General features: G+C 60.5%; 17 protein-coding genes. 9 read left to right on the top strand and 8 right to left on the bottom strand.

Annotated elements, in window-relative coordinates:
* Positions 1–158: 158 nt before the first annotated feature.
* Positions 159–935: an SDR family NAD(P)-dependent oxidoreductase gene (locus ACJ8HA_RS05545; RefSeq protein WP_049295636.1), complete on the bottom strand. Its 777-nt coding sequence runs from the start codon at positions 933–935 to the stop codon at positions 159–161.
* 176 nt (positions 936–1111) lie between these two features.
* Here ACJ8HA_RS05545 and ACJ8HA_RS05540 point away from each other — a divergent pair, with 176 nt between their 5' ends.
* Entirely contained in the window at positions 1112–2026 is a 915-nt protein-coding gene (locus ACJ8HA_RS05540) for a LysR substrate-binding domain-containing protein (protein WP_025302875.1), read from the top strand.
* A 67-nt stretch (positions 2027–2093) separates the two neighbouring features.
* Here the strand turns inward: ACJ8HA_RS05540 and ACJ8HA_RS05535 are convergent, their stop codons facing one another.
* Positions 2094–2714, bottom strand: a complete 621-nt coding sequence (locus ACJ8HA_RS05535; protein ID WP_016927684.1) for a helix-turn-helix transcriptional regulator — start codon at positions 2712–2714, stop codon at positions 2094–2096.
* Between the two features lie 110 nt (positions 2715–2824).
* Positions 2825–4282 (bottom strand): amino acid permease, encoded by a 1458-nt coding sequence (locus ACJ8HA_RS05530; RefSeq protein WP_060433098.1) that lies wholly within the window; start codon positions 4280–4282, stop codon positions 2825–2827.
* 618 nt (positions 4283–4900) lie between these two features.
* Between ACJ8HA_RS05530 and ACJ8HA_RS05525 the strand changes: the two genes are divergently transcribed.
* Complete coding sequence (locus ACJ8HA_RS05525) at positions 4901–6175, top strand: Glu/Leu/Phe/Val family dehydrogenase (protein WP_043143546.1); 1275 nt, start codon at positions 4901–4903, stop codon at positions 6173–6175.
* Between the two features lie 67 nt (positions 6176–6242).
* On the opposite strand, the gene ACJ8HA_RS05520 is transcribed toward ACJ8HA_RS05525, so the two are convergent.
* A complete protein-coding gene (locus ACJ8HA_RS05520) occupies positions 6243–7268 on the bottom strand; it encodes an ankyrin repeat domain-containing protein (protein WP_141998096.1) in 1026 nt (341 codons plus the stop codon).
* Positions 7269–7567: 299 nt separating this feature from the next.
* On the opposite strand from ACJ8HA_RS05520, the gene ACJ8HA_RS05515 reads away from it, so the two are divergent.
* The 7 genes from ACJ8HA_RS05515 (at position 7568) to ACJ8HA_RS05485 (ending at position 17472) form a co-directional block, all read left to right on the top strand.
* Positions 7568–8137 (top strand): DJ-1/PfpI family protein, encoded by a 570-nt coding sequence (locus ACJ8HA_RS05515; protein WP_025302879.1) that lies wholly within the window; start codon positions 7568–7570, stop codon positions 8135–8137.
* 171 nt (positions 8138–8308) lie between these two features.
* The gene (locus tag ACJ8HA_RS05510; protein WP_442515242.1) at positions 8309–9469 is read left to right on the top strand and encodes an efflux RND transporter periplasmic adaptor subunit; all 1161 of its coding nucleotides are present in this window, start codon (positions 8309–8311) and stop codon (positions 9467–9469) included.
* Positions 9466–12639 carry an efflux RND transporter permease subunit gene (locus ACJ8HA_RS05505; protein WP_442515241.1) on the top strand — a complete coding sequence of 1058 codons (3174 nt, stop codon included), beginning with the start codon at positions 9466–9468 and terminating at the stop codon, positions 12637–12639. The genes ACJ8HA_RS05510 and ACJ8HA_RS05505 overlap by 4 nt, the downstream gene beginning before the upstream one ends.
* On the top strand, positions 12623–14101 hold the full coding sequence (locus ACJ8HA_RS05500) for an efflux transporter outer membrane subunit (RefSeq protein ID WP_164099686.1): 1479 nt from the start codon (positions 12623–12625) through the stop codon (positions 14099–14101). Before ACJ8HA_RS05505 ends, ACJ8HA_RS05500 begins: the two co-directional genes overlap by 17 nt.
* Positions 14102–14162: 61 nt before the next feature.
* Entirely contained in the window at positions 14163–16718 is a 2556-nt protein-coding gene (locus tag ACJ8HA_RS05495; RefSeq protein ID WP_442515240.1) for a heavy metal translocating P-type ATPase, read from the top strand.
* Between the two features lie 12 nt (positions 16719–16730).
* Entirely contained in the window at positions 16731–17201 is a 471-nt protein-coding gene (cueR, locus tag ACJ8HA_RS05490; protein WP_442515239.1) for a Cu(I)-responsive transcriptional regulator, read from the top strand.
* 70 nt (positions 17202–17271) lie between these two features.
* Positions 17272–17472 carry a heavy-metal-associated domain-containing protein gene (locus ACJ8HA_RS05485; RefSeq protein ID WP_049295648.1) on the top strand — a complete coding sequence of 67 codons (201 nt, stop codon included), beginning with the start codon at positions 17272–17274 and terminating at the stop codon, positions 17470–17472.
* A 14-nt stretch (positions 17473–17486) separates the two neighbouring features.
* Here ACJ8HA_RS05485 and ACJ8HA_RS05480 read toward each other — a convergent pair whose 3' ends face one another.
* From ACJ8HA_RS05480 to ACJ8HA_RS05465, 4 genes are all read right to left on the bottom strand, one after another.
* Positions 17487–17840, bottom strand: coding sequence for a DUF1493 family protein (locus ACJ8HA_RS05480; RefSeq protein ID WP_025302880.1), 354 nt, complete (start codon positions 17838–17840; stop codon positions 17487–17489).
* A 155-nt stretch (positions 17841–17995) separates the two neighbouring features.
* A complete protein-coding gene (locus ACJ8HA_RS05475; RefSeq protein ID WP_025302881.1) occupies positions 17996–19438 on the bottom strand; it encodes an efflux transporter outer membrane subunit in 1443 nt (480 codons plus the stop codon).
* Position 19439: 1 nt separating this feature from the next.
* Positions 19440–22577 (bottom strand): efflux RND transporter permease subunit, encoded by a 3138-nt coding sequence (locus ACJ8HA_RS05470; protein WP_442515238.1) that lies wholly within the window; start codon positions 22575–22577, stop codon positions 19440–19442.
* Position 22578: 1 nt separating this feature from the next.
* Positions 22579–23721, bottom strand: coding sequence for an efflux RND transporter periplasmic adaptor subunit (locus tag ACJ8HA_RS05465; protein ID WP_043143535.1), 1143 nt, complete (start codon positions 23719–23721; stop codon positions 22579–22581).
* Between the last annotated feature and the right edge of the window lie 2 nt (positions 23722–23723).

Raw genomic sequence — 23723 nt, 5'->3', positions numbered from 1 at the left:
ATCGTAATGTTTGTCAGTTAGCGTTTTTCTGAAGGTATTGATGACGTTTTCGGGCGATAAATGAAAATGAGCAAGGGGCCGTAAGATGCTGCCCCTTGCAACCCACGCCTTTGTCCAATCCCCATGCCGCACGCGGGTTAACTCGTGCGGCATGGTCATCAGGCGTTACGCCCCGCCATCACGCCGCCATCGATATCCCAGATAGCGCCGGTCACCCAGCCAGTCTTGTCAGAAAGCAGGAAAGTGATGGTTTCCGCGATGTCGACCGGTGAACCCACGCGTCCGATCGGATGAAAGCTGTCGAAGCTGTTCATCACATCCTTCACGTCGTCTTTCGGAATGAAGCCCTCATAAATCGGCGTGTGAACGACAGCTGGAGAAACCGCATTCACACGGATCCCTTTTTCACCCAGTTCAATAGCCAGGTTTTTGGTCAGCGCGTGCAGACCGGCTTTGGCCATTGAGTAGGCTGAAGACGGTGTGGCACCGATGGCCTGTCGTGCCCACATAGAGCCAATATTGACGATAGCGCCTTTGATATCGGCCTCGACCATATTGCGCACTACGTCGCGGGTGATAAAAAACGTGGCGCGGTTAATGCTCATGTACATGTCATAGTCTGACGCTTCATGTTCTGTAAACGGTTTCGGGAAGAACACGCCAGCCGCATTGACCAGCAGGCTGATATCTTTGTGTTCGGCGTTAATGATGTTCACTACATGCTGCAGACCTTCTTTTTTCATAAGGTCTGCAACGATGACGGAAACCTGGCCGTCTGCAGCCAGTGCCTGACGGGCCTGCTCGGCTTTGTCCTGACGATGGCCAACAAGCACCACGCTGCCGCCGCTTTTCAGGACCCGCTTCGCCGTTTCGAAGCCCATACCGCTTGTACCGCCGACCACTAACAGTTTTTTGCCAGCAAAAGATGTATTCATCGCTAACCTCTTTACATTCATCTGGTTGTCATTAATAAGAAGCCTGGCTTCTCATCGTGTGAAACCAGATTGCCACCCTGAAAACCGATTGACGACTGAGAAGAAATTGCGACACAGGAAAGAAAATCTTTCTCGCCGGCGTATACTGAGGAAAAGAATGAATCAGGATGATCACAATGCGATCGTTAAACCGACTTAAATGGCTGCACGCTTTTGAAGCCACCGCCAGGCATGGCAGTTTTACCGGCGCGGCACAGGAGCTGGGTGTCACACCCGCCGCCGTAGGTCAGTTGGTCCGTTCGCTGGAAGACTGGGTCGGACACCCGCTTCTTCACCGCACCCGTTCCGGCAAGGAGCGACTGACGCTGGTAGACGAAGCGCAGGAGGCCCTACAAGATATCACTCAGGGGCTCGATAAACTGGAAATCGGTTTAAGTAAGCTTCGTGGTCGCCGGTCACGCTCGGTGGTCGTGGTGACGGCATCCCAGGTACTGATGATGAACTGGCTGATGGACCGCCTGAACCGGTTTGCGGAAACGCATGAGAATATCGATCTGCGGCTTAACGTCACGGAAAAGCTGATGGACGTGTCGTATGGCGAGGCAGATATCGGCATTCGCTGTGGACAGGGAGAGTGGCCCGGCGTGAGTAAAACCTGGCTAATGGATGAGGAAGCCGTGCTGGTCTGCAGTCCACGCCTGGCTCCCCCCGAGAAAATGGCCTGCAGTGAATGGCTCGCCACGCAAAAACTCATTCACGATGACACGCCGCATCCTGGTGCGGATTTTCCATCATGGGGTGATGTACTGAGAGCGGTCGGTGCGCCCGAAACGCGGGAAAGCGGGCTGCATATCAATTCTACTTCAGCAGTGATCCTGTCGGCGCTGAGCGGCAGGGGCGTGGCCATCGTTCGAAACGCTCTGGTAAAGCAGCTTATCGAGACCGGGCAGTTGGTTCATCTCCATCCCGACCATCGCTGGCCACTTAGATGGTCCTACTATCTGGTCACCCCGCAGCAACATGTCATGCGTGATGAAGTGAAAATTTTCCACGACTGGCTTCTTCAGGACGTCGTCTCAGACCGTTCATAAACGATCATCGCAGCTATTGCGCTACCTCGGCATTCGCCCTGGGGCGTCGTGCCCTTTCCCGCCGCCTTTACTCCTGCTTCAATTCCCGCAAGTGCTTGTACACCGTGGCGCGCCCCATCGACAGCACGTTGGCGATGTAGTCCGCGGCGCTTTTGGCCTTGAACGCGCCCTGATGGTAGAGATCGCTGACCAGTCGCCGTTTTTGTTCGCGGCTCAGCGCGCCGAGCGCGGCGTTTTCGCGCCGCAGCCAATCGTGCAGGAAGGTGTTGATCTTCTCCTGCCAGTCGTCTTTGAACAGCTCTTGTGGCTGAGGTTGCAATCGCGTGACCGACAGGAACATGTCCAGCGCGTTGCGGGCGTCCTCGAACATCGCGGTGCTCAGGTTGATGCACAGCAGATAGCTGGGCTTGCCCTGTTCGTCGCGTGCGGCAATGCTCACCGAACGCATCTTTTTGCCGTCCCAGTTCAGCTTCTCATAGGGGCCGGTCACGCCGGCGCCGCCATCGAGCTCGAAGTCTTCCAGCCCGGCGTCGTCGCCCGGTTTGCGCTTCGACAGGTTGTTCGCCAGATAGGCAATCTTGTTGGTGGCCAGATCGTGGATCACCACTTCCGCATTCGGGAAAAACAGCGCCGCGATGCCGTCAGCGACCGAGCGCAAAAGTTCGAGTTGAGAAGAAGAGTTCGGCACGCTGGGGGTCTCCGTATGGCCCGGTTTGGTTTGCTGTTCAGCCGCTTAGCATACCGCAGTTGCCGCCGCTTGCCGAGTGGAGCGGCGGCAAGCGGCGTATCCTTCGCCGGTTATTCCGCCTCGGCGCCACGCCGATAAAACACGTAGCTCTCGTGCGCCACGCTGTCGCGGACCCGATAGCGCCAGATCAGCCCGAGCGTGGTAAACCACAGCGGCATGCTGCACAGCGCGATCAGCGTATCGCTATCGAACACCATCAGTACCAGCGTAAAGGCGAAAAATGCCAGCGTCAGCCAGGCCATCGCGACCCCGCCTGGCATTTTGAAATTGGAATCGGCGTGCAGATCCGGTCGCTTCTGGCGATACACCAGGTAGGCGACCAAAATCATGCCCCAGCTGTAAACCACCAGGATCGCCGCCACGGTAGAGACGATGGTGAACAGCGTCATGACGTTCGGCACCAGTATCAGCAGCAAGGTGCCGGCCACCATGCAGAAGCAGGAAAACAGCAGGCTGCGGATCGGAATGGCCGTGGTGCGAGACAGAATGCGGAATTGACCGTGGGCGTGCTTTTCCATCGACAGGCTGTACAGCATGCGGGTGCTGGAATACACCCCGCTGTTGGCCGAGGACATCGCCGAAGTCAGCACCACGAAGTTGATCACCGCGGCGGCAGCCGGCAGCCCCGCCCGATCGAACAGCATCACGAACGGGCTGCTGTCCGGCGAGATGTGGCTCCACGAGGTGACGGCGATAATGGTCAGCATCGAGCACACGTAGAAGACGATGATGCGCGCCGGGATCGCGTTGATCGCCTTCGGCAACACCTTCTGCGGGTTTTTGGTCTCCGCCGACATCGTGCCCAACAGCTCGATGCCGGTACAGGAGAAAATGGCGATCTGGAACCCGGCGAAAAAGCCGAAGATGCCGTGCGGCATGAAAATGGCGGGATCGGTGACGTTATGCAGCGAAGCGGTCACGCCGTCCGGCGAGGTCCATCCGCTGAACACCATCCAGGCGCCGGTGGCGATCAACGCGACGATCGCCACCACCTTGATCATCGCAAACCAGAATTCGGCTTCGCCGAACATCTTGACCGACAGCATGTTGAACAGACACAGAAACCCCAGCGTCAGCAGCGCCGGCAGCCAGGGCGAGACGTTAGGCAGCCAATACTGCACGTAGCCGCCGCACACCACCACGTCGGCAATGCAGGTCACGACCCAGCTCAGCCAGTAGGACCAGCCGAGAAAAAAGCTGGCGCGCGGCCCCAGGTATTCGGAGACGAAATCGGCGAACGAACGGTAATCGAGCCGCGTGAGCAGCAACTCCCCCATCGCCCTCATGACCATGAACATGAAAAAGCCGACGATGGCGTAAGTCAGTACGATGGAGGTGCCCGACAGCGCGAGGGTTTTCCCGGCGCCCATAAACAGCCCGGTGCCGATGGCGCCGCCGATCGAAATCAGTTGAATGTGGCGCGCGCTCAGCCCGCGCTGCAAGGTTTGGGCACAGTTTGGCCCCTCGGCTGAACCTGGGTTCAGCCGATCACAGTGATTTTTTGTCATGGTGTTACCTGTCCGTCATTAAGGCGATTAAGCAACCGATATGCGGCTGCAGCAGGAGTGAAACGCCCGTGGGCGTTCTAACCGGCAAAAAAGTGAGACCGAACGCTGCCCGCCCTGTTGTGACAGGGAGGTAATAATAATGGGTACCGAGAAAATGCTCTCGTGAGCCGTCGTATCGCCCACGTTTGGCGAACATAGCCTGAGCGTGGTGGGTAAACACTACAATATCAAATGGTTATACTTTCCCTTGTGCAACAAAAAAACGACGCCGGAGTCGTTTTAACATTAATTTAACTCTGGCGAGGGGAAATGCCATTGTCAACATGGCAGTTAAATAAAATGAAACTTTTTGATCACATTCAAGCTTCTGAAAAATAGATAAAAAGGGTTTTTATGCGCTTTATATGCATAAAATATGCATGAGCTCGCTCATCGTCGACAAAAAGTAATTAACTATTCATTTGCCGCCCTGCAGGCGGCGAAAAACCGTCCGCTGGCCCGATGAGAGGGGGGCTAACAACCGGCATAATTAGTGGTAAATTTAGCGTCGCAAAGTGTTATGCGCTTGCTAATCCACGGTTAAACGAAATAAATACCTCTAAAATATAAAGGTTGGTTATGGAAAAGCTATCCTACGCTTCAGACAGCAGCACCACCGCTTGGGCTACATATCTGCAACAAATCGATCGCGTCGCCCCTTACCTCGGCGACCTCTCACGCTGGGTTGATACGCTGCGTCACCCTAAACGCGCTTTGATTGTTGATATCCCGCTGCAGATGGACGATGGCACCATCCGTCACTTCGAAGGTTTCCGCGTACAGCACAACCTGTCGCGCGGGCCGGGTAAAGGCGGTATCCGCTTCCACCCTGACGTCGATCTGAACGAAGTGATGGCCCTGTCCGCCTGGATGACCATCAAGTGTGCCGCAGTCAACCTGCCGTACGGCGGCGCCAAGGGCGGCATCCGCGTCGATCCGTTCAAACTGTCTGAAGGTGAACTGGAGCGACTGACCCGCCGCTACACCAGCGAAATCGGCTTCATCATCGGGCCACAGAAAGACATCCCTGCGCCGGACGTCGGCACCAACGCCAAAGTGATGGCCTGGATGATGGATACCTACTCCATGAACCACGGCACCACCATCACCGGCGTAGTGACAGGCAAGCCAATCCACCTCGGCGGTTCCCTGGGCCGTGAGAAAGCGACCGGCCGCGGCGTGTTCGTCACCGGCAGCGAAGTGGCCAAGCGTCTGGGCGTGCAGATCGAAGGCGCCAAAGTGGCGGTACAAGGCTTCGGTAACGTGGGCAGCGAAGCGGCCCGTCTGTTCGTCGGCGTCGGCGCTCGCGTCGTCACCATCCAGGACCACTCCGCTACCCTGTTCAACGCCAACGGTATCGATCTGGTCGCGCTGACCGAATACCAGGCCAAGCACAAGCAGATCGCCGGCTTCCCGGGTGCCAGCGAGATCGAGAGCGAAGCGTTCTGGTCGGTTGACATGGACATCCTGATCCCTGCGGCGCTGGAAGGCCAGATCACCCGCCAGCGCGCCGAAATCCTCAGCGCCAAGCTGGTGCTGGAAGGGGCTAACGGCCCAACCTTCCCAGAAGCGGACGACATTCTGCGCTCCCGTAACATCACCGTAGTTCCGGACGTTATCTGTAACGCCGGCGGCGTAACGGTCAGTTACTTCGAGTGGGTGCAGGATATGGCGAGCTACTTCTGGAGCGAGTCCGAGATCAACGAGCGTATGGACAAGATCATGACCGACGCGATGGTCCACGTCTGGAACAAGGCCGCAGAGAAAGAGTGCAGCCTGCGCACCGCGGCTTACATCGTGGCCTGTGAGCGCATCCTGACCGCACGTAAAGAGCGCGGCATCTACCCAGGTTGATGCCGGCTTATTTGGCCTGCGAGCGGGCCATTGTTTCAGGGGGCGAAAGCCCCCTTTTTCGTTTCACCTATTTTTGAAACAAGGCCACGATTTCTGGCGAATACAGGTCGGGATATTTTTCTGCCGACCCGAGTATATTCTGACGAACCGTTTTACCTTTTACGCTTGGATCTGCTGCCACATACTCTGCCGGGAAAGCCAGCGCATCTTTATCGGCACCCGCAGCCAACAACGCCTTGACGCAGTCAGGATTATTGCTGGTCAGGCTTTCCAGCAGTGGTGTGCCAACAGGCCAGGCCTGTTGCTGGGGCGGTTGAGCATCGATAGAGGTTCCGGGTTTATGCAACAAGGCGATACGCTGTGCCGCTTGCGGGTCCGGCTGGCCGTCCTGGGAAGAGTCCCGCGTGCAAACAAAGTGCAAAGGCGTTGATCCTACCTTGCTGACGCCATAAGGGTCTGTTCCGGCGGCTACCAGCAGTTTGATGACCTCCAGATTAGCCGCCCCTTCCCCCATTATCGGTGAGAATCCTTGCGGGGTAACCTGCTTGGCATCCGCACCAAATTGCAGCAACAGTTTCACCAGCGCGGGCGCGGCTTCTTGGCTTTGGGCGGCGGCAATAAGTGGTGTATTAGTCCCCCCTTGTGCAATGACATTGGTATTGGCACCTGCTTTTAGCAAGCTCTGTAAAATGTGAAGGTCATCATCGGATAATTCAGACTTGTCGGTATTTCCCAACGCTGACAACAATACGGTTTCTCCATTGTCACTGATGGCTTGATTCACATTCACCGACATATCAAGAAAACGATCGAGCAGCGCCGGCTGTTTGTAATAGGCGGCATACCATAACGTTTGAATAGTAGGGTGAGCGCCATTTTTTATCAGTTCATTAATGGTGTCCATATCGCTACTGCTCTTAGAGTAAGCATACGTCATTACCGACTCATCCAGTTTTTGGGTGAGTTCCTCTTGTTCCCCAGCGTGTGCTGCAACCGAGCTCCCCAGCAGGCTCAGCGCCAGTGCGCAGGCTGTAGCACAGCGATTTAAAATAGGCATTTTTTGTTCCTTCAAAATAATAAAAAAATTAAACAAGTGCTTTCCATTATTACGCAATGGTAATGATCACAGAGTTCTGATGTATTCGTATGAAGCGTGCTAACAGATTTCCTTTCCATTTTAGTGGGGAACCGTTTTTCTATCATAGGAAACAAACGAAAATCAAATTCATTACTGATCAGACCGCCAGGATAATTACGGCCTTTATTCTTACCACGAAAGTCAACTCAATTTTTACGCTTTTTTATCGTGTATTCCACAGCACTTTGCGGTTCGCGTTCCCAGGGGGGCTGGGCTATACCTTAGGCATTCCCCCTCCTGCAGGAGTTGTGATCATGAGCAAGAAAAAGATCCTGATGCTGGTCGGCGACTACGCCGAAGATTACGAAACCATGGTGCCGTTTCAGGCATTGCAAATGCTTGGCCATTGGGTGGACGCCGTGTGCCCCGGCAAAGCCGTCGGCGACTACATTCAGACCGCAATCCACGACTTCGACGGCGCGCAGACCTACAGCGAGAAGCCCGGCCACCGTTTCACCCTGAACGCCGACTTCGCCGCCGCCAAAGAAGAGCACTACGATGCGCTCTTGATCCCCGGCGGTCGGGCGCCCGAATACCTGCGTCTGAACCCCGAGGTGATCGCGCTGGTGCAGGCGTTTGACGCCGCGAAAAAACCGATCGCCGCCGTTTGCCACGGCCCGCAGCTGCTGGCAGCGGCCGGGGTGTTGAAGGGCCGCACCTGCAGCGCCTACCCGGCTTGCGCCCCGGAGGTGCGACTCGGCGGCGGCCATTATGCGGAGATCGGCATCGATCAGGCCCACGTCGACGGCAATCTGGTCACCGCCCCGGCCTGGCCGGCGCATCCGCAGTGGCTGGCGAAATTCGCCGAGGTATTGGAGCAGTAAACGCGCAACCTCGTACCGCTCTTGCGGCACGAGGTTATTGTCACTCGTCATGCGGGTATCAGTGCCCCCGCCCTAAATCGCTTGACCTTGCCAACGTTGGAAGCCGGATAACGCAGGATGAGCTGCTGCTACGCAGTAAATTCCACAGTCGACGTCGGTAGAAAAGGTCAAATGATGAAAGCCAAAACTCTCCTCTCGACGGCAGCGGCGGTAAGCATCGCTTTCGCCGTTGCCGGATGCAACGACAGCGCACCGTCCGCCACCGCACTGCCGCCACCCGCCGTACCGGTGGCCGAGGTGCTGGTGCGTCCGGTCACCCCTTTTATCGAATTCAGCGGTTCCCTGACCGCCGTCCAGCGCGTTGAGCTGCGGCCGCGGGTCGCCGGGTACATACAGGCCGTGAACGTCCCTGAAGGGCGCGTCATTGAAAAAGGCCATCCGCTCTTTCGTATCGATCCGCGGCCCTTCCAGGCGGCGCTGGACGCCGCAGCGGCGCGGCTGCAAGAGGCTGAAGCCACCGCTATGCTCGCCCAGGCCGACTTTGCGCGCGCCCGAACGCTGTTCAACCAAAAAGTCATCGCCCGCGAGCGTTTTGATGCCGCCACTGCCGCGATGAATGTGAGTAAAGCGCAGGTCAACGCGGCAAAGGCGGCGTTGACGGCGGCGCAACTGGACATGACCTTTACGCGCGTCACCGCGCCAATCACCGGGCGAGTCGGGCGGACGCTCATCACCGAAGGCAACTATGTCGCCAGCGGCGTCACGGCGCTCACCACCATCGTTTCCGTCACCCCACTCCACATCTACTTTGACGTCGATGAACGCACCTATTTGCAATCGCTGGCCGCCTGGCGCGACAAGACGGCAACGCATGAGATCAAGGTCATGACGGCGTTGATCGGCGACAAAACATACTCACGTCCCGGCCGCGTCGACTTTATCGCCAATGCTGCTGAACGGACGACCGGCACGGTACGCCTGCGCGCGGTGATCGATAACCCCGATGGACGGCTGTCCCCGGGGCTGTTCGCCAAGATCAAGCTGGAAACCGGCGCGCCACAGGCCAAGGTGTTGATCGCCGATCTGTCGATTGGCACCGATCAAAGCCGTCGTTATGTCCTGGTCGTCGATAAAAACAACCAGACCGAATACCGCCCGGTAGAACTTGGCCCGGTTGTTGATGGAATGCGCGTGATAGAGCGAGGGCTGCAACCGGGAGAACGCATCGTGGTGAAAGGGCTGGTGCGCCCCGGCATGGCGGTCACACCCCGCCCTTCGATGATTGACGGCACGCCTGCAACACAACCGAACACGATGGGAGATGCGACATGACGTTTCCCCGCTTCTTCATCAAACGCCCGATCTTCGCCATTGTTCTTTCCATCTTGACGTTGATCGCCGGCATCGTGGCGCTGTTCCAATTGCCGCTGAGCGAATATCCGGCGGTCACGCCGCCCACCGTCCAAGTGACCGCCTCTTACCCCGGCGCCAATCCCAATGTGATCGCGGAAACGGTGGCCGCGCCGCTGGAGCAAGCCATCACCGGCGTCGAAGGTATGCTTTATATGTCTTCACAGGCGGCGACCGACGGCCGAATGACGTTGACCGTCACGTTTGCGCAAGGAACGAATGCCGACATGGCGCAGATCCAGGTGCAAAACCGGGTGGCGCGCGCGTTACCCCGGTTGCCTGCAGAGGTGCAGCATCAGGGCGTGGTGACGCAGAAAACCTCACCGGACATCCTGATGGTGGTGCATCTTCTGTCGCCCGACCAACGCTACGATCCGCTGTATATCTCGAATTACGCTTACCTGCAGGTTCGTGATGAGCTGTCCCGTATTCCGGGCGTCAGCGATGTCCAGGTTTGGGGAGCCGGCGAATACAGCATGCGGCTCTGGCTGGATCCGGATCTGATCGCCGCACGCGGGCTAACCGCCGGTGATGTGATCGCTGCGGTGCGCGAGCAAAACGTGCAGGTGGCGGCCGGTTCCGTCGGTCAGGCGCCCGATTCCAATGCCGCATTTCAGGTTACGGTCAATACCCTGGGGCGGCTGGCCGATGAGAAACAGTTTGGCGATATCATCATCCGCACCGGCAGCGACGGCCAGGTGACCCGCTTGCGCGACGTCGCCCGTATAGACATGGGCGCCGATGCGTATGCGCTGCGCAGCCTGCTCGACGGCGAGCCGGCCGTCGCGCTGCAAATCATTCAGAGCCCGGGCGCCAACGCGCTGGACGTCGCTCAGGCGGTCAGAGCGACCGTCAAACGCCTGGAAGGCGACTTCCCAGCCGGGCTCAGCTCACGAATCGCCTATGATCCCACGGTTTTCGTGCGGGCATCGCTCGAGTCGGTGGTGACGACCCTGTTGGAAGCGATCCTGCTGGTGGTGATCGTGGTGGTGGTGTTCCTGCGTAGCTGGCGAGCCTCACTCATTCCGCTGCTCGCGGTGCCGGTCTCGCTGGTCGGCACGTTCGCCATCATGCATTTGATGGGCTTCTCTCTCAATACGCTGTCTCTGTTCGGTTTGGTATTGTCTATCGGCATCGTCGTCGATGACGCGATCGTGGTGGTGGAAAACGTCGAACGGCACATCGAAAACGGTAAAACGCCGCAGCAAGCCGCACGGCTCGCCATGGATGAAGTCACCGGGCCGATCGTCGCCATCACCTCGGTGTTGGCCGCTGTGTTCATCCCAACGGCGTTCCTGAGCGGTTTACAAGGGGAATTTTACCGGCAGTTCGCACTGACTATCGCCATTTCTTCCCTGCTGTCGGCGCTCAATTCCCTGACGCTCAGCCCGGCGCTGGCCGGCTTGCTGCTGCGGCCGCACCCGGCGGAACATCGCGCTCCCGGCCGCATTCAGCGTATCTTGCAAGCCGCCGTCCGGCCTTTCCAACGCGCGCCGGACGCGTATGCCAATGCCGTACGTAAAACGGTGCGCGTCAGCGGCGTGGCGCTGGCCATTTACGGCGGGCTGCTCGTTCTGACGTTTTTCGGCTTCCAGGCCGTACCGCCGGGCTTCGTGCCCATGCAGGATAAGTACTATCTCGTCGGCATCGCCCAACTGCCCAACTCGGCCTCGCTGGATCGCACCGATGCGGTCGTTAAACAGATGTCGAAGATCGCGCTGGCGGAACCCGGCGTGGAAAGCGTCGTGGCCTTTCCGGGGCTGTCTATCAACGGCTTCGTCAATGTGCCGAACGCCGCCGTGATGTTCGTTATGCTCGATCCGTTTAAAGAGCGCGCCACGCCCGATCTGGCCGCGTCAGCCATAGCGGGTCGGCTGCAGGCGAAGTTCGCCGACATTCCCGATGGTTTCCTCGGCGTATTTCCGCCACCGCCCGTCCCCGGTCTCGGCGCCACCGGCGGATTCAAGATGCAGGTGGAAGATCGCGGCGGCGTGGGGCTTGAGTCTCTGGTTGAGCACACGCGGCTCCTGATGGTGAAAGCCACCGAATCGGGACAGGTCGCCGGTCTGATGACCAGCCTGGACATCAATGCGCCGCAACTTGATGTGGTTATCGACCGTACGCAGGCGAAAAGTCAGGGTGTCAGCCTGGCGGATGTGTTCGAGTCGCTTCAAATTTACCTCGGCTCGCTTTACATCAACGACTTCAACCGATTTGGCCGCACTTACAAGGTGACCGCCCAGGCCGATGCCGACCATCGCATGCAGGCGGAAGCCATCGGCCGACTGCAGGTGCGCAACGCGGCCGGTGACATGCTGCCGCTGTCTTCCTTTGTTACCGTGACGCCCGGCTCCGGCCCGGATCGCATCATCCGTTACAACGGCTACCCATCGGCTGATATCTCGGGCGGCGCGGCGATAGGTGTCAGTTCCGGTCAAGCGGTGGCCTTGATGGAGCAACTGGCAAAAGAGACGCTGCCGGAAGGCATGACCGTCGAATGGACCGATCTCACCTATCAGCAAAAGCTCGCGGGCAACGCGGCGCTGTTCATTTTCCCACTGTGCGTACTGCTCGCTTATCTCATTCTGGCCACGCAATACAACAGCTGGCTGCTGCCTCTGGCCGTACTGCTGATCGTGCCGATGTGTCTGTTGAGCGCCATGATTGGCGTCTGGCTGTTGGGGGGCGACAACAACGTTTTCGTGCAAATAGGCCTCATTGTGCTGGTCGGTTTGGCCGCTAAAAACGCCATCCTGATCGTCGAGTTTGCCCGCGGTCTGGAGGATGAAGGTGCTAACACGCTCGAGGCTGTGATTAAGGCTTGCCGGCTGCGGTTAAGACCGATCGTGATGACTTCGATCGCGTTTATTGCCGGCGTCATTCCGTTGATCTTCGCCAGCGGCGCGGGTGCGGAAATGCGCCATGCCATGGGGGTTGCGGTATTCGCCGGCATGCTGGGCGTGACCTTGTTCGGCCTGTTCCTGACACCGGTGTTTTATGTGGTGATTCGCGGCCTGACGGCGCGATTCGAGCAATACCGTACCAAAGGCAAAGCCAGCGTAAGGAGCGAGTCTGATGAGAAATCTTCGTAGAACCTTTTTATTGCCGCTGAGTGCGATCGCCTTGTTAGCCGGGTGTGCAGCGGTCGGTCCAGATTACTCGCCGCCCGCCCCCCGGGCTCTCTCCGGCTTCGGCCCATCGCCGGTGGGACTCGGCGCCGGCGATGTCGAGATCGCATGGTGGCGCATCTTCGACGATCCGGCGCTCACCGAATTGATTCGGCGCGCGTTGGCGGCGAACCATGATGTCGGCATCGCCGTCGCCCGGTTAGACGAAGCCAAGGCCCTGTTGCGTGAACAACGGCAGGATTTCCTGCCGCGCGGCGACGTCGCGTTGAGTTATGAGACGCGTCGACGGGGGGAGGCAGAAAAAATGGCCGCCCAGCCGCGCCATGCGGAAACCTACCGCGGCGCGCTTGACGCCGCATGGGAAATCGACCTCTTTGGGCGCGTTCGGCGCTCGGTTGAACTCGCTCAGGCGCAAGCAGGGAGCCGTGAAGCAGTGCTGCGGGGCGTTCAGGCGGGCGTCGCCGCCGAAGTGGCCGCCACCTGGTTCGAACTGCGCGGTTTTGAGGCCGAACTTAAGGTGGTCGCCGACATCAACCAAAGCCAGCGTGAAAGCCTGGCGCAGGTTGAAAGACAAATGCGCGCCGGCGTCGCCAGCGAAGTTGACCGATTGCGCGCCGAGGCGCTCTTGCTCAGCGTCGAGGCGACGACGCCGGAACTGGAACGCCGCCGATCCGCCGCCGTCAACGTATTGGCGACGCTGCTTGGCGAAACGCCCCAAACATTCCGTCCTCCGGCCACCGAACGGGGGAGTCAGCTGCCTGCGCTGCGGACTATCGCCGTGGGTACGCCCGGCGCCCTGCTTGCCCGACGCGCCGACATTGCGACGGCGGAGCGGGAGCTGGCCGCGGCCACCGCCCGGATTGGCGTTGAAACAGCAGATCTCTACCCGCATGTTGAGGCACGAGGCTCGATCGGGCTGGTCGCCGGCAATCTCGATGCGATAAATGGCGCCGGCGTGCTGTCTGGCTTCATCGCGCCAATCATTCGTTGGTCATTTCTTGATATCGGCCGCGTGCGCGCCAGGATCGCCGCCAGCGAGGCGCAGGCGCGACAGGCGTTATTGATTTATGACCAGACGGTGCTGCGTGCGCTGCGTGAAACGGATGATGCCTTCAAAGCCTACGCCGAAGCGGCCGACCTGCTTGCTCTGCGGTTGCTCGAAGCGGCGGCGAACCGCGAAGCGGCAAGGCTCTCACGGCTGCGCTTTGCGGCGGGACAGGGCATTTACCTGGAGGTGCTCGAAGCCGAACGGGCCGACTTCAGCAGTCGGCGGGCTGTGGCGCTCGCACACACCCGGCAGCGGCTTGCCGTGGTGAGCATCTATAAAGCGCTCGGCGGTGGCTGGGAAGTGTGCGCAACGGCGATGAGCGACTGCCGCGGCGCAGGCAATTCGGCCATAGCGAAAAAAGTTGGCGGTAAACCTTGACCTTCCCGCGATGGGAAGCTCTAGCCTTTTGATATCCGTTACTCTTTTAAGGGCACGTAACATGAACTCATCCCATACCCACTTACCTGAGCCTTCGTCCGCGCGTCTGAGCCTGCCGGTTGAAGGCATGACGTGCGCCTCATGCGTCGGGCGCGTCGAGCGTGCCTTGACCGCGATTCAAGGCGTACAGGCGGCAACGGTTAATCTCGCGACCGAACGCGCCGACATCACGTTCAACGGTCAGGCCAATCCGCAGGCAGCCGTTCGCGCTATTGAAGGCGCCGGCTATACGGTGCGAGAGGAAACCGCCGAACTGGCGATCGAAAACATGACCTGCGCCTCCTGTGTCGGCCGGGTGGAGAAAGCGTTGGCCCAGGTTGCCGGCGTGATCGAGGCCAATGTCAACCTGGCGACCGAACGCGCGCGGGTGCGCTACCTGGCCGGCACCGTATCCGCAGGCGATCTGGAAGCCGCCGTCACCCGTGCCGGTTATACGTCTCGTCGCTTGACGGCGGATAGCGCCAGCGCGGGCGACCAGGCCGCCGAACAGCGCGAAAACGAGGCGCGCGCGTTGCGGCGCGCCCTGTTCGGTGCCGCCCTGTTTACCCTGCCGGTATTCCTGTTGGAAATGGGCTCGCACCTCATTCCCGCCATACATGAGTGGGTCATGCAGGTGTTGGGCGCGCAGACGAGCTGGTACATCCAGTTTGTCCTCACCACCTTGGTTTTATTTGGCCCCGGCCTGCGCTTCTTCCGCAAAGGCGTTCCGGCGCTGCTGCGCGGCGCCCCCGATATGAATTCGCTGGTTGCGGTCGGCACGGCGGCGGCTTACGGCTATTCGCTGGTCGCCACCTTCGCCCCCGAGGTGTTGCCGCAGGGCACCGCCAACGTTTATTTCGAAGCCGCCGCCGTCATCATCACTCTGATCCTGCTCGGACGCGTGCTGGAGGCGCGCGCCAAGGGGCGTACCTCGCAGGCCATCAAACGGCTCGTCGGCCTTCAACCCAAGGTCGCGCGCGTCCAGCGGCATGGCGAAACGGTCGAAATCCCACTCGAGCAGGTGGTTGCCGGCGATGTGGTGTTCGTCCGGCCGGGGGAGAAAATCGCGGTGGATGGCGAGGTCATCGAAGGCGCGTCTTATGTCGATGAAAGCATGATCAGCGGTGAACCGGTGCCGGTCGAGAAAATCGTGGGGGCCGACGTGGTCGGCGGCACCATCAACAAAACCGGCGCGTTCAGTTTCCGGGCGACAAAAGTCGGCGCGAATACCGTCCTGGCGCAAATCATCCGACTGGTGGAAGAAGCGCAGGGGTCCAAGCTGCCGATTCAGGCGCTGGTCGATAAGGTCACCATGTGGTTCGTTCCTGCGGTGATGGCCGCTGCGGCGCTGACGTTCCTGATCTGGCTGGTCCTCGGCCCCACCCCGGCGCTGACGTTCGCACTGGTCAATGCGGTCGCGGTGCTGATCATCGCCTGCCCTTGCGCCATGGGCCTGGCGACGCCAACCTCGATCATGGTCGGCACCGGGCGCGCCGCCGAACTGGGCGTATTGTTCCGCAAAGGTGAGGCTCTGCAGGCGCTGCGCGATGTCAGCGTTATCGCTCTCGATAAAACCGGCACGCTGACCAAAGGCCGCCCGGAGCTGACCGACCTCGAACCCGCAGAGGGCTTCGACTATGACGAGGTGTTGGCCCTGGTTGCCGCGGTCGAGACGCGATCCGAACACCCCATCGCGGAAGCGATCGTCGCGGCGGCAAAACAGCGTGATCTCACGCTCGCCATCGTCGACAGTTTTGATGCCGTACCGGGTTTCGGCGTCTCGGCCAGCCTCGGCGGCCGGGCGGTTTCCGTCGGTGCGGATCGCTTCATGACACGGCTCGGGCTTGATGTGACAAGTTTTCAGTCCGTCGCCGAACGCCTCGGCGCCCAAGGTAAAAGCCCGCTTTATGCCGCCATCGACGGCCGTTTGGCTGCGGTGATCGCCGTTGCCGATCCGATTAAGGAAACAACGCCGGAAGCCATCGCGGCATTGCATGCGCTCGGGCTCAAGGTTGCGATGATCACCGGCGACAACGCCGCAACGGCGGCGGCGATCGCCCGGCAACTGGGGATTGATGAAATCGCGGCCGAAGTGCTCCCCGAGGGCAAGGTGACAGCGTTGAAATCCTTCCGCAGTCGCGGCGCGAAAGTCGCCTTCGTCGGCGACGGCATCAACGATGCGCCGGCGCTGGCGGAAGCGGACGTTGGGTTGGCTATCGGCACAGGCACCGATGTGGCGATAGAAGCGGCCGACGTGGTGTTGATGTCGGGCGATCTGCGCGGCGTAGCGAACGCCATTGCGCTCAGCCAGGCGACGATCCGCAACATTCAGCAGAACCTGTTTTGGGCCTTCGCCTACAACGCCATACTGATCCCGGTGGCGGCGGGCCTGCTCTATCCGTTGAACGGCACGTTGCTTTCACCGATCTTCGCCGCCGCCGCGATGGCACTTTCCAGCGTGTTCGTCCTTGGCAATGCGCTGCGGCTAAAACGTTTCCACGCGCCGATGGCCGTCGAGAGCCGCGCAGCAGCGGTGGCAGAAACAGCTCCCCCCACCGGGATATCGGCATCATCGTAGCAGGAGGACAGGATGAATATCGGACAAGCCGCCAAATTATCCGGCGTTTCGGCGAAGATGATTCGCTATTACGAGCAAATAGGCCTGATCCCGAGAGAGGCTCGCTCCGATGCGGGATATCGCCACTACGGTATGCCTGAGGTGCATAGCCTGCGCTTTATCCGGCGCTCACGCGACCTGGGTTTTTCCGTTGAGCAGATATCTGCATTGCTGCTGCTGTGGCACGACCGCGAACGTGCCAGCGCTGATGTTAAAGCCGTCGCGCTGTCACATATCGCGGTGCTGAAAACCAAGATTGTTGAACTGCAGGCGATGGCGCAAACGCTGGAACGCCTTGCCGGCCATTGCCGCGGCAATGCGCGCCCCGACTGCCCTATTCTGGCCGATTTGGCGGAGCCGGAAGCCGCCGCCATACCGCGCCAAACGCCGCGTTTCGGGCTGATGCGCGAGCCGAAACCAAGGCGGCTGCGTGAATCGCCGTAAAAAGAGTTTGACCCTGCCATGCTGGCAAGCTTTACCGTTATCAAACACCGTAATCGACGAGGAGAGTAAAATGATTCGTTTTCATATTCCCGCCATGACCTGCGGCGGCTGCGCTAAATCCGTCACCCAGACGCTGCTGAGCGTTGACCCGCAGGCGCGCATTCAAACCGAGCCGGCCAAACGGGAAGTGCTCATCGAGAGTCTGTTACACAGCGATACCTTCATCGCCGCGCTGGACGAAGCCGGTTTTCCTCCGGCCGAGGCGGATTAAGCGCCGCATCAGGCTTAGCGCAATTGCTCGATCAGGAAATGGATGTCGTACAGCCAGCGTTTGGCGCGTGCGGAGCGTACCAGCATCGACACGCACAGCGGCCGGGGGTGTTCTTTGCAGGCGGAGGGGGAAAACCAGCGCCCGGTGTTGGCCGGCGGCTGGAAATACAGCTCGTGGTTGTAATTGCTGCTGTCGACGCCGAAGGTATCGAAGTAGCGGCGCATCAGCGTGTTGGAGTCGCTGAACGACAGACTGAGCGCGGTGTTGATCTCGGTTTCCGGGGTGATGACCACGCCCTTCTTCTGCCGCCCAGGCGCGTTGAATGCGGCGATAAGCGCGATGACCTGTTGCTGAATGTCTTCTGCCATGACGACCTCAAGCCGGTATGAATAAAGATGAATGCGGTTCTCTGTCTGACTCTGCTCACTGCAGCGAGTTCGGGATGCCGGCCGGGTTTTCTGTTTCTTTACACTTTCCATAAAAAACCGCGCGCAGCCACACTTCTGGCGCGTGCGGTCGATGGTTAGCGGCTTAGCGTCGTCTTGTCGGCGATGACGCCGTCCCCCTGCCGCTCGGCGGCAATGCCGCCGCCCAACACTTTATACAGGGTGGCCTGATTGTCGTACGCGGTCTGCTGCGCGGCGATCAGCGACTGCTGCGCCGTGTACAGCGTGCGCTGCGCGTCCAGCAGCGTCAGGTAGCTGTCCACGCCCTGGCGGTAACGCAACTCGGCCAGGCGATAATATTGCTGCGCCGCCGCCACATAGCCGGTTTGCGCCGCCAGCTGTTCCTGCAGAGTCGCTTTACGCGCCAACGCGTCGGCGGTTTCCTGAAATGCCGTCTGCACCGCTTTCTCATAGGTGGCGACATACAGATCTCTCTGCGCTTTGCTGTAGTTCAGTTGCGACGTGTTATAGCCACCGCTGAAGATCGGCAGGCTGATGCTCGGGGCGAACGACCAGACGCCCGCGCCGTGGCTGAACAGCGACGAGAGTTCACCGCTGCCCACGCCGCCGCTGGCGGTCAGGCTGATCGACGGGAAAAACGCCGCCCGCGCCGAGCCGATGTTGGCGTTGGCGGATTTCAGGTTATGCTCAGCCTGCAGCACGTCCGGCCGCGTCAGCAGCACCTGCGAAGACACCCCAGCCGGCAGATTGCGCATGATTTCGCCGAGCCCATCGATACCGCTCGGCAGCAGATTTTCCGGCACGCTTTGCCCCACCGCCAAATCCAGCGCGTTTTTCGCCTGCGCGGCGCTGGTCGCATAGCTGGCGGCGTCCGATCGCGCCTGTTGATAAACGGTCTCCGCCGACGCCACGTCAACCAGCGACGCAATGCCGTGCTGCTGGTTCTTACGCGTCACGTCCAGCGAACGTTTGGCGCTTTCCATCGTCTGCTGCGCCACCGCCAGATTGCTGCGCTCGGCCGCCACCGCCACCCAGTCGGTGACGATATCGGCGATCAGCGTCAGGCGAGTACTTTTCGCCGCCTCCGAATTGGCCAGATAGGTTTCGAACGCCGCGCGCGACAGGCTGGCGTTTTTGCCGAACAGATCCAGCTCGAACGCGCTGACGCCGGCCTGCGCTTCATAACTCTGACTGATGGCGGTGGCATTGCCGCTACCGGTCAGCGAACGCCCGCGGCTGCCGTCGGCGGTGGCGTTGATCGTCGGGAACAGCGCCGAGCGCTGCTCACCGTACAGGGCGCGCGCCGAGGCGATATTGGCGATCGCCTCGCGCAGATCGCGGCTGCTGTCCAGCCCCAGCGCCACCACCTGCCGCAGCCTGGCGTCCTGCACATAGTCGCGCCAGGCGACGTCCGGGTAGCTCAACGCCTGCTTGCCGGCGGCCTCGCCCTGCGGCAGGTTGGCGGGCACCGGCGCCGCTGGGCGCTGGTAGTGTGGATCCAGCGACAGACACCCGCTCAGCAGCAGCGGTAAAGTTAACATCATGACTCGTTGCAACACGTTATTCTCCTGCCTGAGACGGCGAGTTGGTGGGCCGGCGGGTAAACATGCGGCGCACCAACACATAAAACAGCGGTACGAAAAAGATGGCCAATGCGGTGGCGGTGATCGTACCGCCGATAATGCCGGTACCGATGGCGATTCGGCTGTTGGCGCCGGCGCCGCTGGATACCGCCAGCGGCAGCACCCCGGCGGTGAACGCCAGCGAGGTCATCAGGATCGGCCGCAGGCGCATGCGTGCCGCGTGGACCGCCGCGCCAATCAGCGTTTCCCCCCGCTGGTGCATCTCCTCGGCGAACTCGACGATCAAAATGGCGTTCTTCGCCGACAGGCCGATGATGGTGAGCAGCGCCACTTGGAAGTAGATGTCGTTTTCCAGCCCGCGCAGCGTGATCGCCAGCAGCGAGCCCACCACACCCATCGGCACCACCAACATCACCGCGAATGGAATCGACCAGCTCTCATACAGCGCCGCCAGGCACAGGAACACCACGATGAGCGAAATGGCGTACAGCGACGACGCCTGGCCGCTGGTCAGCCGTTCCTGATAGGACAGCCCGCTCCAGGAATAGCTGCTGCCGGCGGAGTATTTCGCCGCCAGTTTCTCCATCTCGCTCATCGCCGTACCGGAGCTGACGCCGGCGGCGCCCTGCCCGGTGATCTCGAACGACGACAGCCCGTTATAGCGCGACAGGTTTTCCGGCCCGTAGATCCAGTGCGAAGACGCAAAGGCGGAGAACGGCGTCATGCTGCTGGCGCCCGACGCATTGGTGCCGCGCACAAACCAGCGGTCGAGGTCTTCCGGCTTGGCGCGATACTCTACGTCGCCCTGCATATAGACCTTTTTCACTCGGTTGCGGTCGATAAAGTCGTTGACGTAGGTGCTGCCGAACGCGCTGCTGAGTGTGCTGTTGACGTCGCCGGCGCTCAAGCCGAGCGCCTGCAGCTTGCCGTTGTCGATCTCCACCTGCAGCTGCGGGGTATCTGGCAAGGTGTTGGCGCGCACTGCCAGCAATGCCGGATTGTTGCCGGCGGCGGCGACGATCTGGTCGCGCATCGCCTGCAGCTCGGCGCGGGTGGTCGCCCCTTTGGCCTGCAGCTCGAAGGTGAAGCCGTCGGACTGACCGAAACCGTCGATCGCCGGTGGGCTCATGGAGAACACCTGGGCGTCGCGCAGCGAAGCGAAGTGCGCCATGGCGCGTTTGGCGATGGCGTCGGCGCTGTTCTCGCTGCCGCTGCGCTGGCTCCAGTCTTTGAGGCTGACGAACGCCATGCCGGCGTTTTGCCCGCTGCCGCTGAAACCGAAACCGTTGATGGTGAAAATGGTGCTGACGTTGGTCTTTTCCTGATCGAGGAAATAGGCGGTCACCGCCTCGCTCACCGCCGAGGTGCGCGCGTTGGTGGCGCCGGCCGGCAAGGTGTACTGCACCATCACCGAACCCTGATCCTCGTTGGGCAGAAAGCCGGTCGGCAAACGCAGATACATCACGGCCGCGGCGATCAGCAGCAGACCGTACAGCAGCAGATAGCGCGTTGGCCGGTGGATCACTGCGCCGACCTTGTCGGCGTACTTCTCCTGCAGCCGGTTATAACCGCGGTTGAATCTACCCAGCAGCCCTTTGTCGGTCTGTTCTTCATGCGTCGATTTCAGCAATGTGGCGCACAGCGCCGGCGCCAGCGTCAACGCCAGCACCACCGACAGCACCATCGAGGAGACGACGGTGATTGAAAACTGACGGTAGATCACCCCGGTGGAGCCGCCGAAGAATGCCATCGGCAGAAACACCGCCGACAGCACCAGCGCGATGCCGACCAGCGCGCCGGTGATCTCGCGCATCGATTTCTCCGTCGCCTCGCGTGGCGGCAACTTATCCTCACGCATCACGCGTTCGACGTTTTCCACCACCACGATGGCATCGTCCACCAACAGCCCGATCGCAAGCACCATGCCGAACAGCGTCAAGGTATTGATCGAATAGCCGAACGCCGCCAAGACGCCGAAGGTGCCCAGCAACACCACCGGTACGGTGATGGTCGGGATCAGCGTGGTGCGCAGGTTTTGCAGGAACACGAACATCACCACCACCACTAACACCACCGCTTCGAACAGCGTTTTCACCACCTCTTCGATCGAGATGTTGATGAAGTCGGTGCTGTCTTTCGGGTAGGCCACCTTGTAGCCCTGCGGCATCGCGCTTTGGTATTCCGCCACCTTGGCCTTAACCAGTTTGGCGGTGCTCAGGGCGTTGGCGCCCGCCGCCAGCTTGACCGCGATCCCCGCCGCCGGGTGGCCATTGAGGTGCGCGCTGGCGGAGTAGTCTTCGTTGCCCAGCTCAACCCGCGCCACGTCACCCAGCCGCACCAGCGCGCCGCTGCTGTCGCTTTTCAGGATGATATTGCGAAACTGTTCCGGCGTTTGCAGCCGCGACTGCGCCTTTACCGTGGCGGTCAGCTGCTGATCGGCGGCGGCCGGTAGATCGCCGATCTTGCCGGCAGACACCTGGGTGTTTTGTGCCTCGATCGCCGTCTGCACGTCGGAAGGCATCAGCGCATAGCTCGCCAGCTTGGTCGGATCCAGCCAGATACGCATCGCATATTCCGAGCCGAACACCTGCACGTCCCCCACGCCCTCGATGCGCGACAGCGGATCCTGCAGGTTGCTGACCAGATAGTCGGAGATATCGGCCATTGTCGCCTTGTCGCTTTCGTCATACAGCCCGACGATCAGCAGGAAGCTGCTCTGGGATTTCTTGACCGTCACGCCCTGCGCAGTGACCGCGCTCGGCAAACGGCTTTCCGCCTGCTGCACCTTGTTTTGCACCTGCACCTGAGCGATATCCGGATCGGTGCCCTGATCAAAGGTGACGTTGATGCTGACCGAGCCGCTGGAGCTGCTGGTCGAAGAGAAATACAGCAGGCCGTCCAGGCCGGTGAGCTGCTGCTCAATCACCTGCGTGACGCTGTTTTCCAGCGTTTCCGCGTCCGCGCCCGGGTAAGTGGCGGAGATGGAAATCTGCGGCGGTGAGACATCCGGGTACTGCGAGACGGGCAATGAATTGATCGACATCAGGCCGCACAGCATGATGATGATGGCAATCACCCAGGCGAATACCGGCCGCCGGATAAAGAACTGCGCCATATCACTGCTCCCCGCGTTGGGTTTTGTCGACTGAAACCTCAACCGGCTTCACCGCGGCGCCGATCGTGACCTTGCCGGTGCCTTCGACGATCAGGCGATCGCCTTCGTTCAGCCCGCTGCCGATCAGCCAGTTGCTGCCCACCACCCGTTCGGCGCTGACGGTGCGCTGCGCCACGTTGTTTTGCTCGTCCACCACCAACGCGGTGGCTTCCCCTTTGGCGTTGCGGGTGATGCCCTGCTGCGGCGCCAGAATGGCTTTGGGATCGACGCCGTTATCCACCGTGGCGTGGACGTACATGCCGGGCAGCAGCTCATGCTCGGGGTTGGGGAACACCGCACGCAGCGTGACCGAACCGGTGGCCTCATCCACCGCCACCTCGGTCAACTCCAGCTTGCCGGCGTGGGCATAAGGCGTGCCGTCCTCCAGCTTGATGGCGACCGGCGTGACCGCACCGCGCTGCAAAGCGGCCTGCTGACGGCGCAGTTTAAGCAACTGGGCGCTGGACTGGGTCAGATCGACATAGATCGGATCCAACGCGCGGATGGTGGCCAACGCATCGGTCTGGCTGGCGGTGACCAGCGCGCCCGGCGTCACCGATGAGATGCCGATGCGGCCGGCGATCGGTGCCCGCACCTGGGTATAGGCGAGGTTGATGCGCGCCGTCTCCAGCGCTGCCTGATACTGGGCCACCGACGCCACGGCCGCCAAATAGGCGGCTTTGGCATCGTCCGCATCCTGCTGAGAAACGCCGTTCTCTTTCACCAGCGCCGCATAGCGCTGTGATTTGAGCCGGGTGGATTGCACCGTGGCCTGGGCGTTTTTCAGCTGGGCGGCGGCCTGATCGTAGCTGGCCTGATAGCTGGCGGGGTCAATTTGGTACAATACCTGCCCGGCTTTCACCTCGGCCCCTTCGGTAAACAGCCGCTGCTTGATGATGCCGTCGACCTGCGGCCGCACGTCGGAAGTCATGGTGGCGTTGACCCGGCCGGTCAACTCGCTGCTCAGGGTCACTGACTGGCCGCGCAGCGTGACGACGCCGACCTCCTGCTCACCGCCTGCGCCCGTCGGCGCACCGGCGTTTTGCCCATCGCAGGCAGCCAGCAACAGCGACAGCCCAAGCACCAAAAGCGTTTTTCTCTGCATTG

Origin of the sequence: Serratia sp. CY33802 (assembly GCF_052169095.1) — a bacterium.
Taxonomy (GTDB): domain Bacteria; phylum Pseudomonadota; class Gammaproteobacteria; order Enterobacterales; family Enterobacteriaceae; genus Serratia; species Serratia bockelmannii.
The sequence above is the reverse complement of the archived record's forward strand: the minus strand, read 5'-3'. Positions and strand labels throughout refer to the sequence as shown.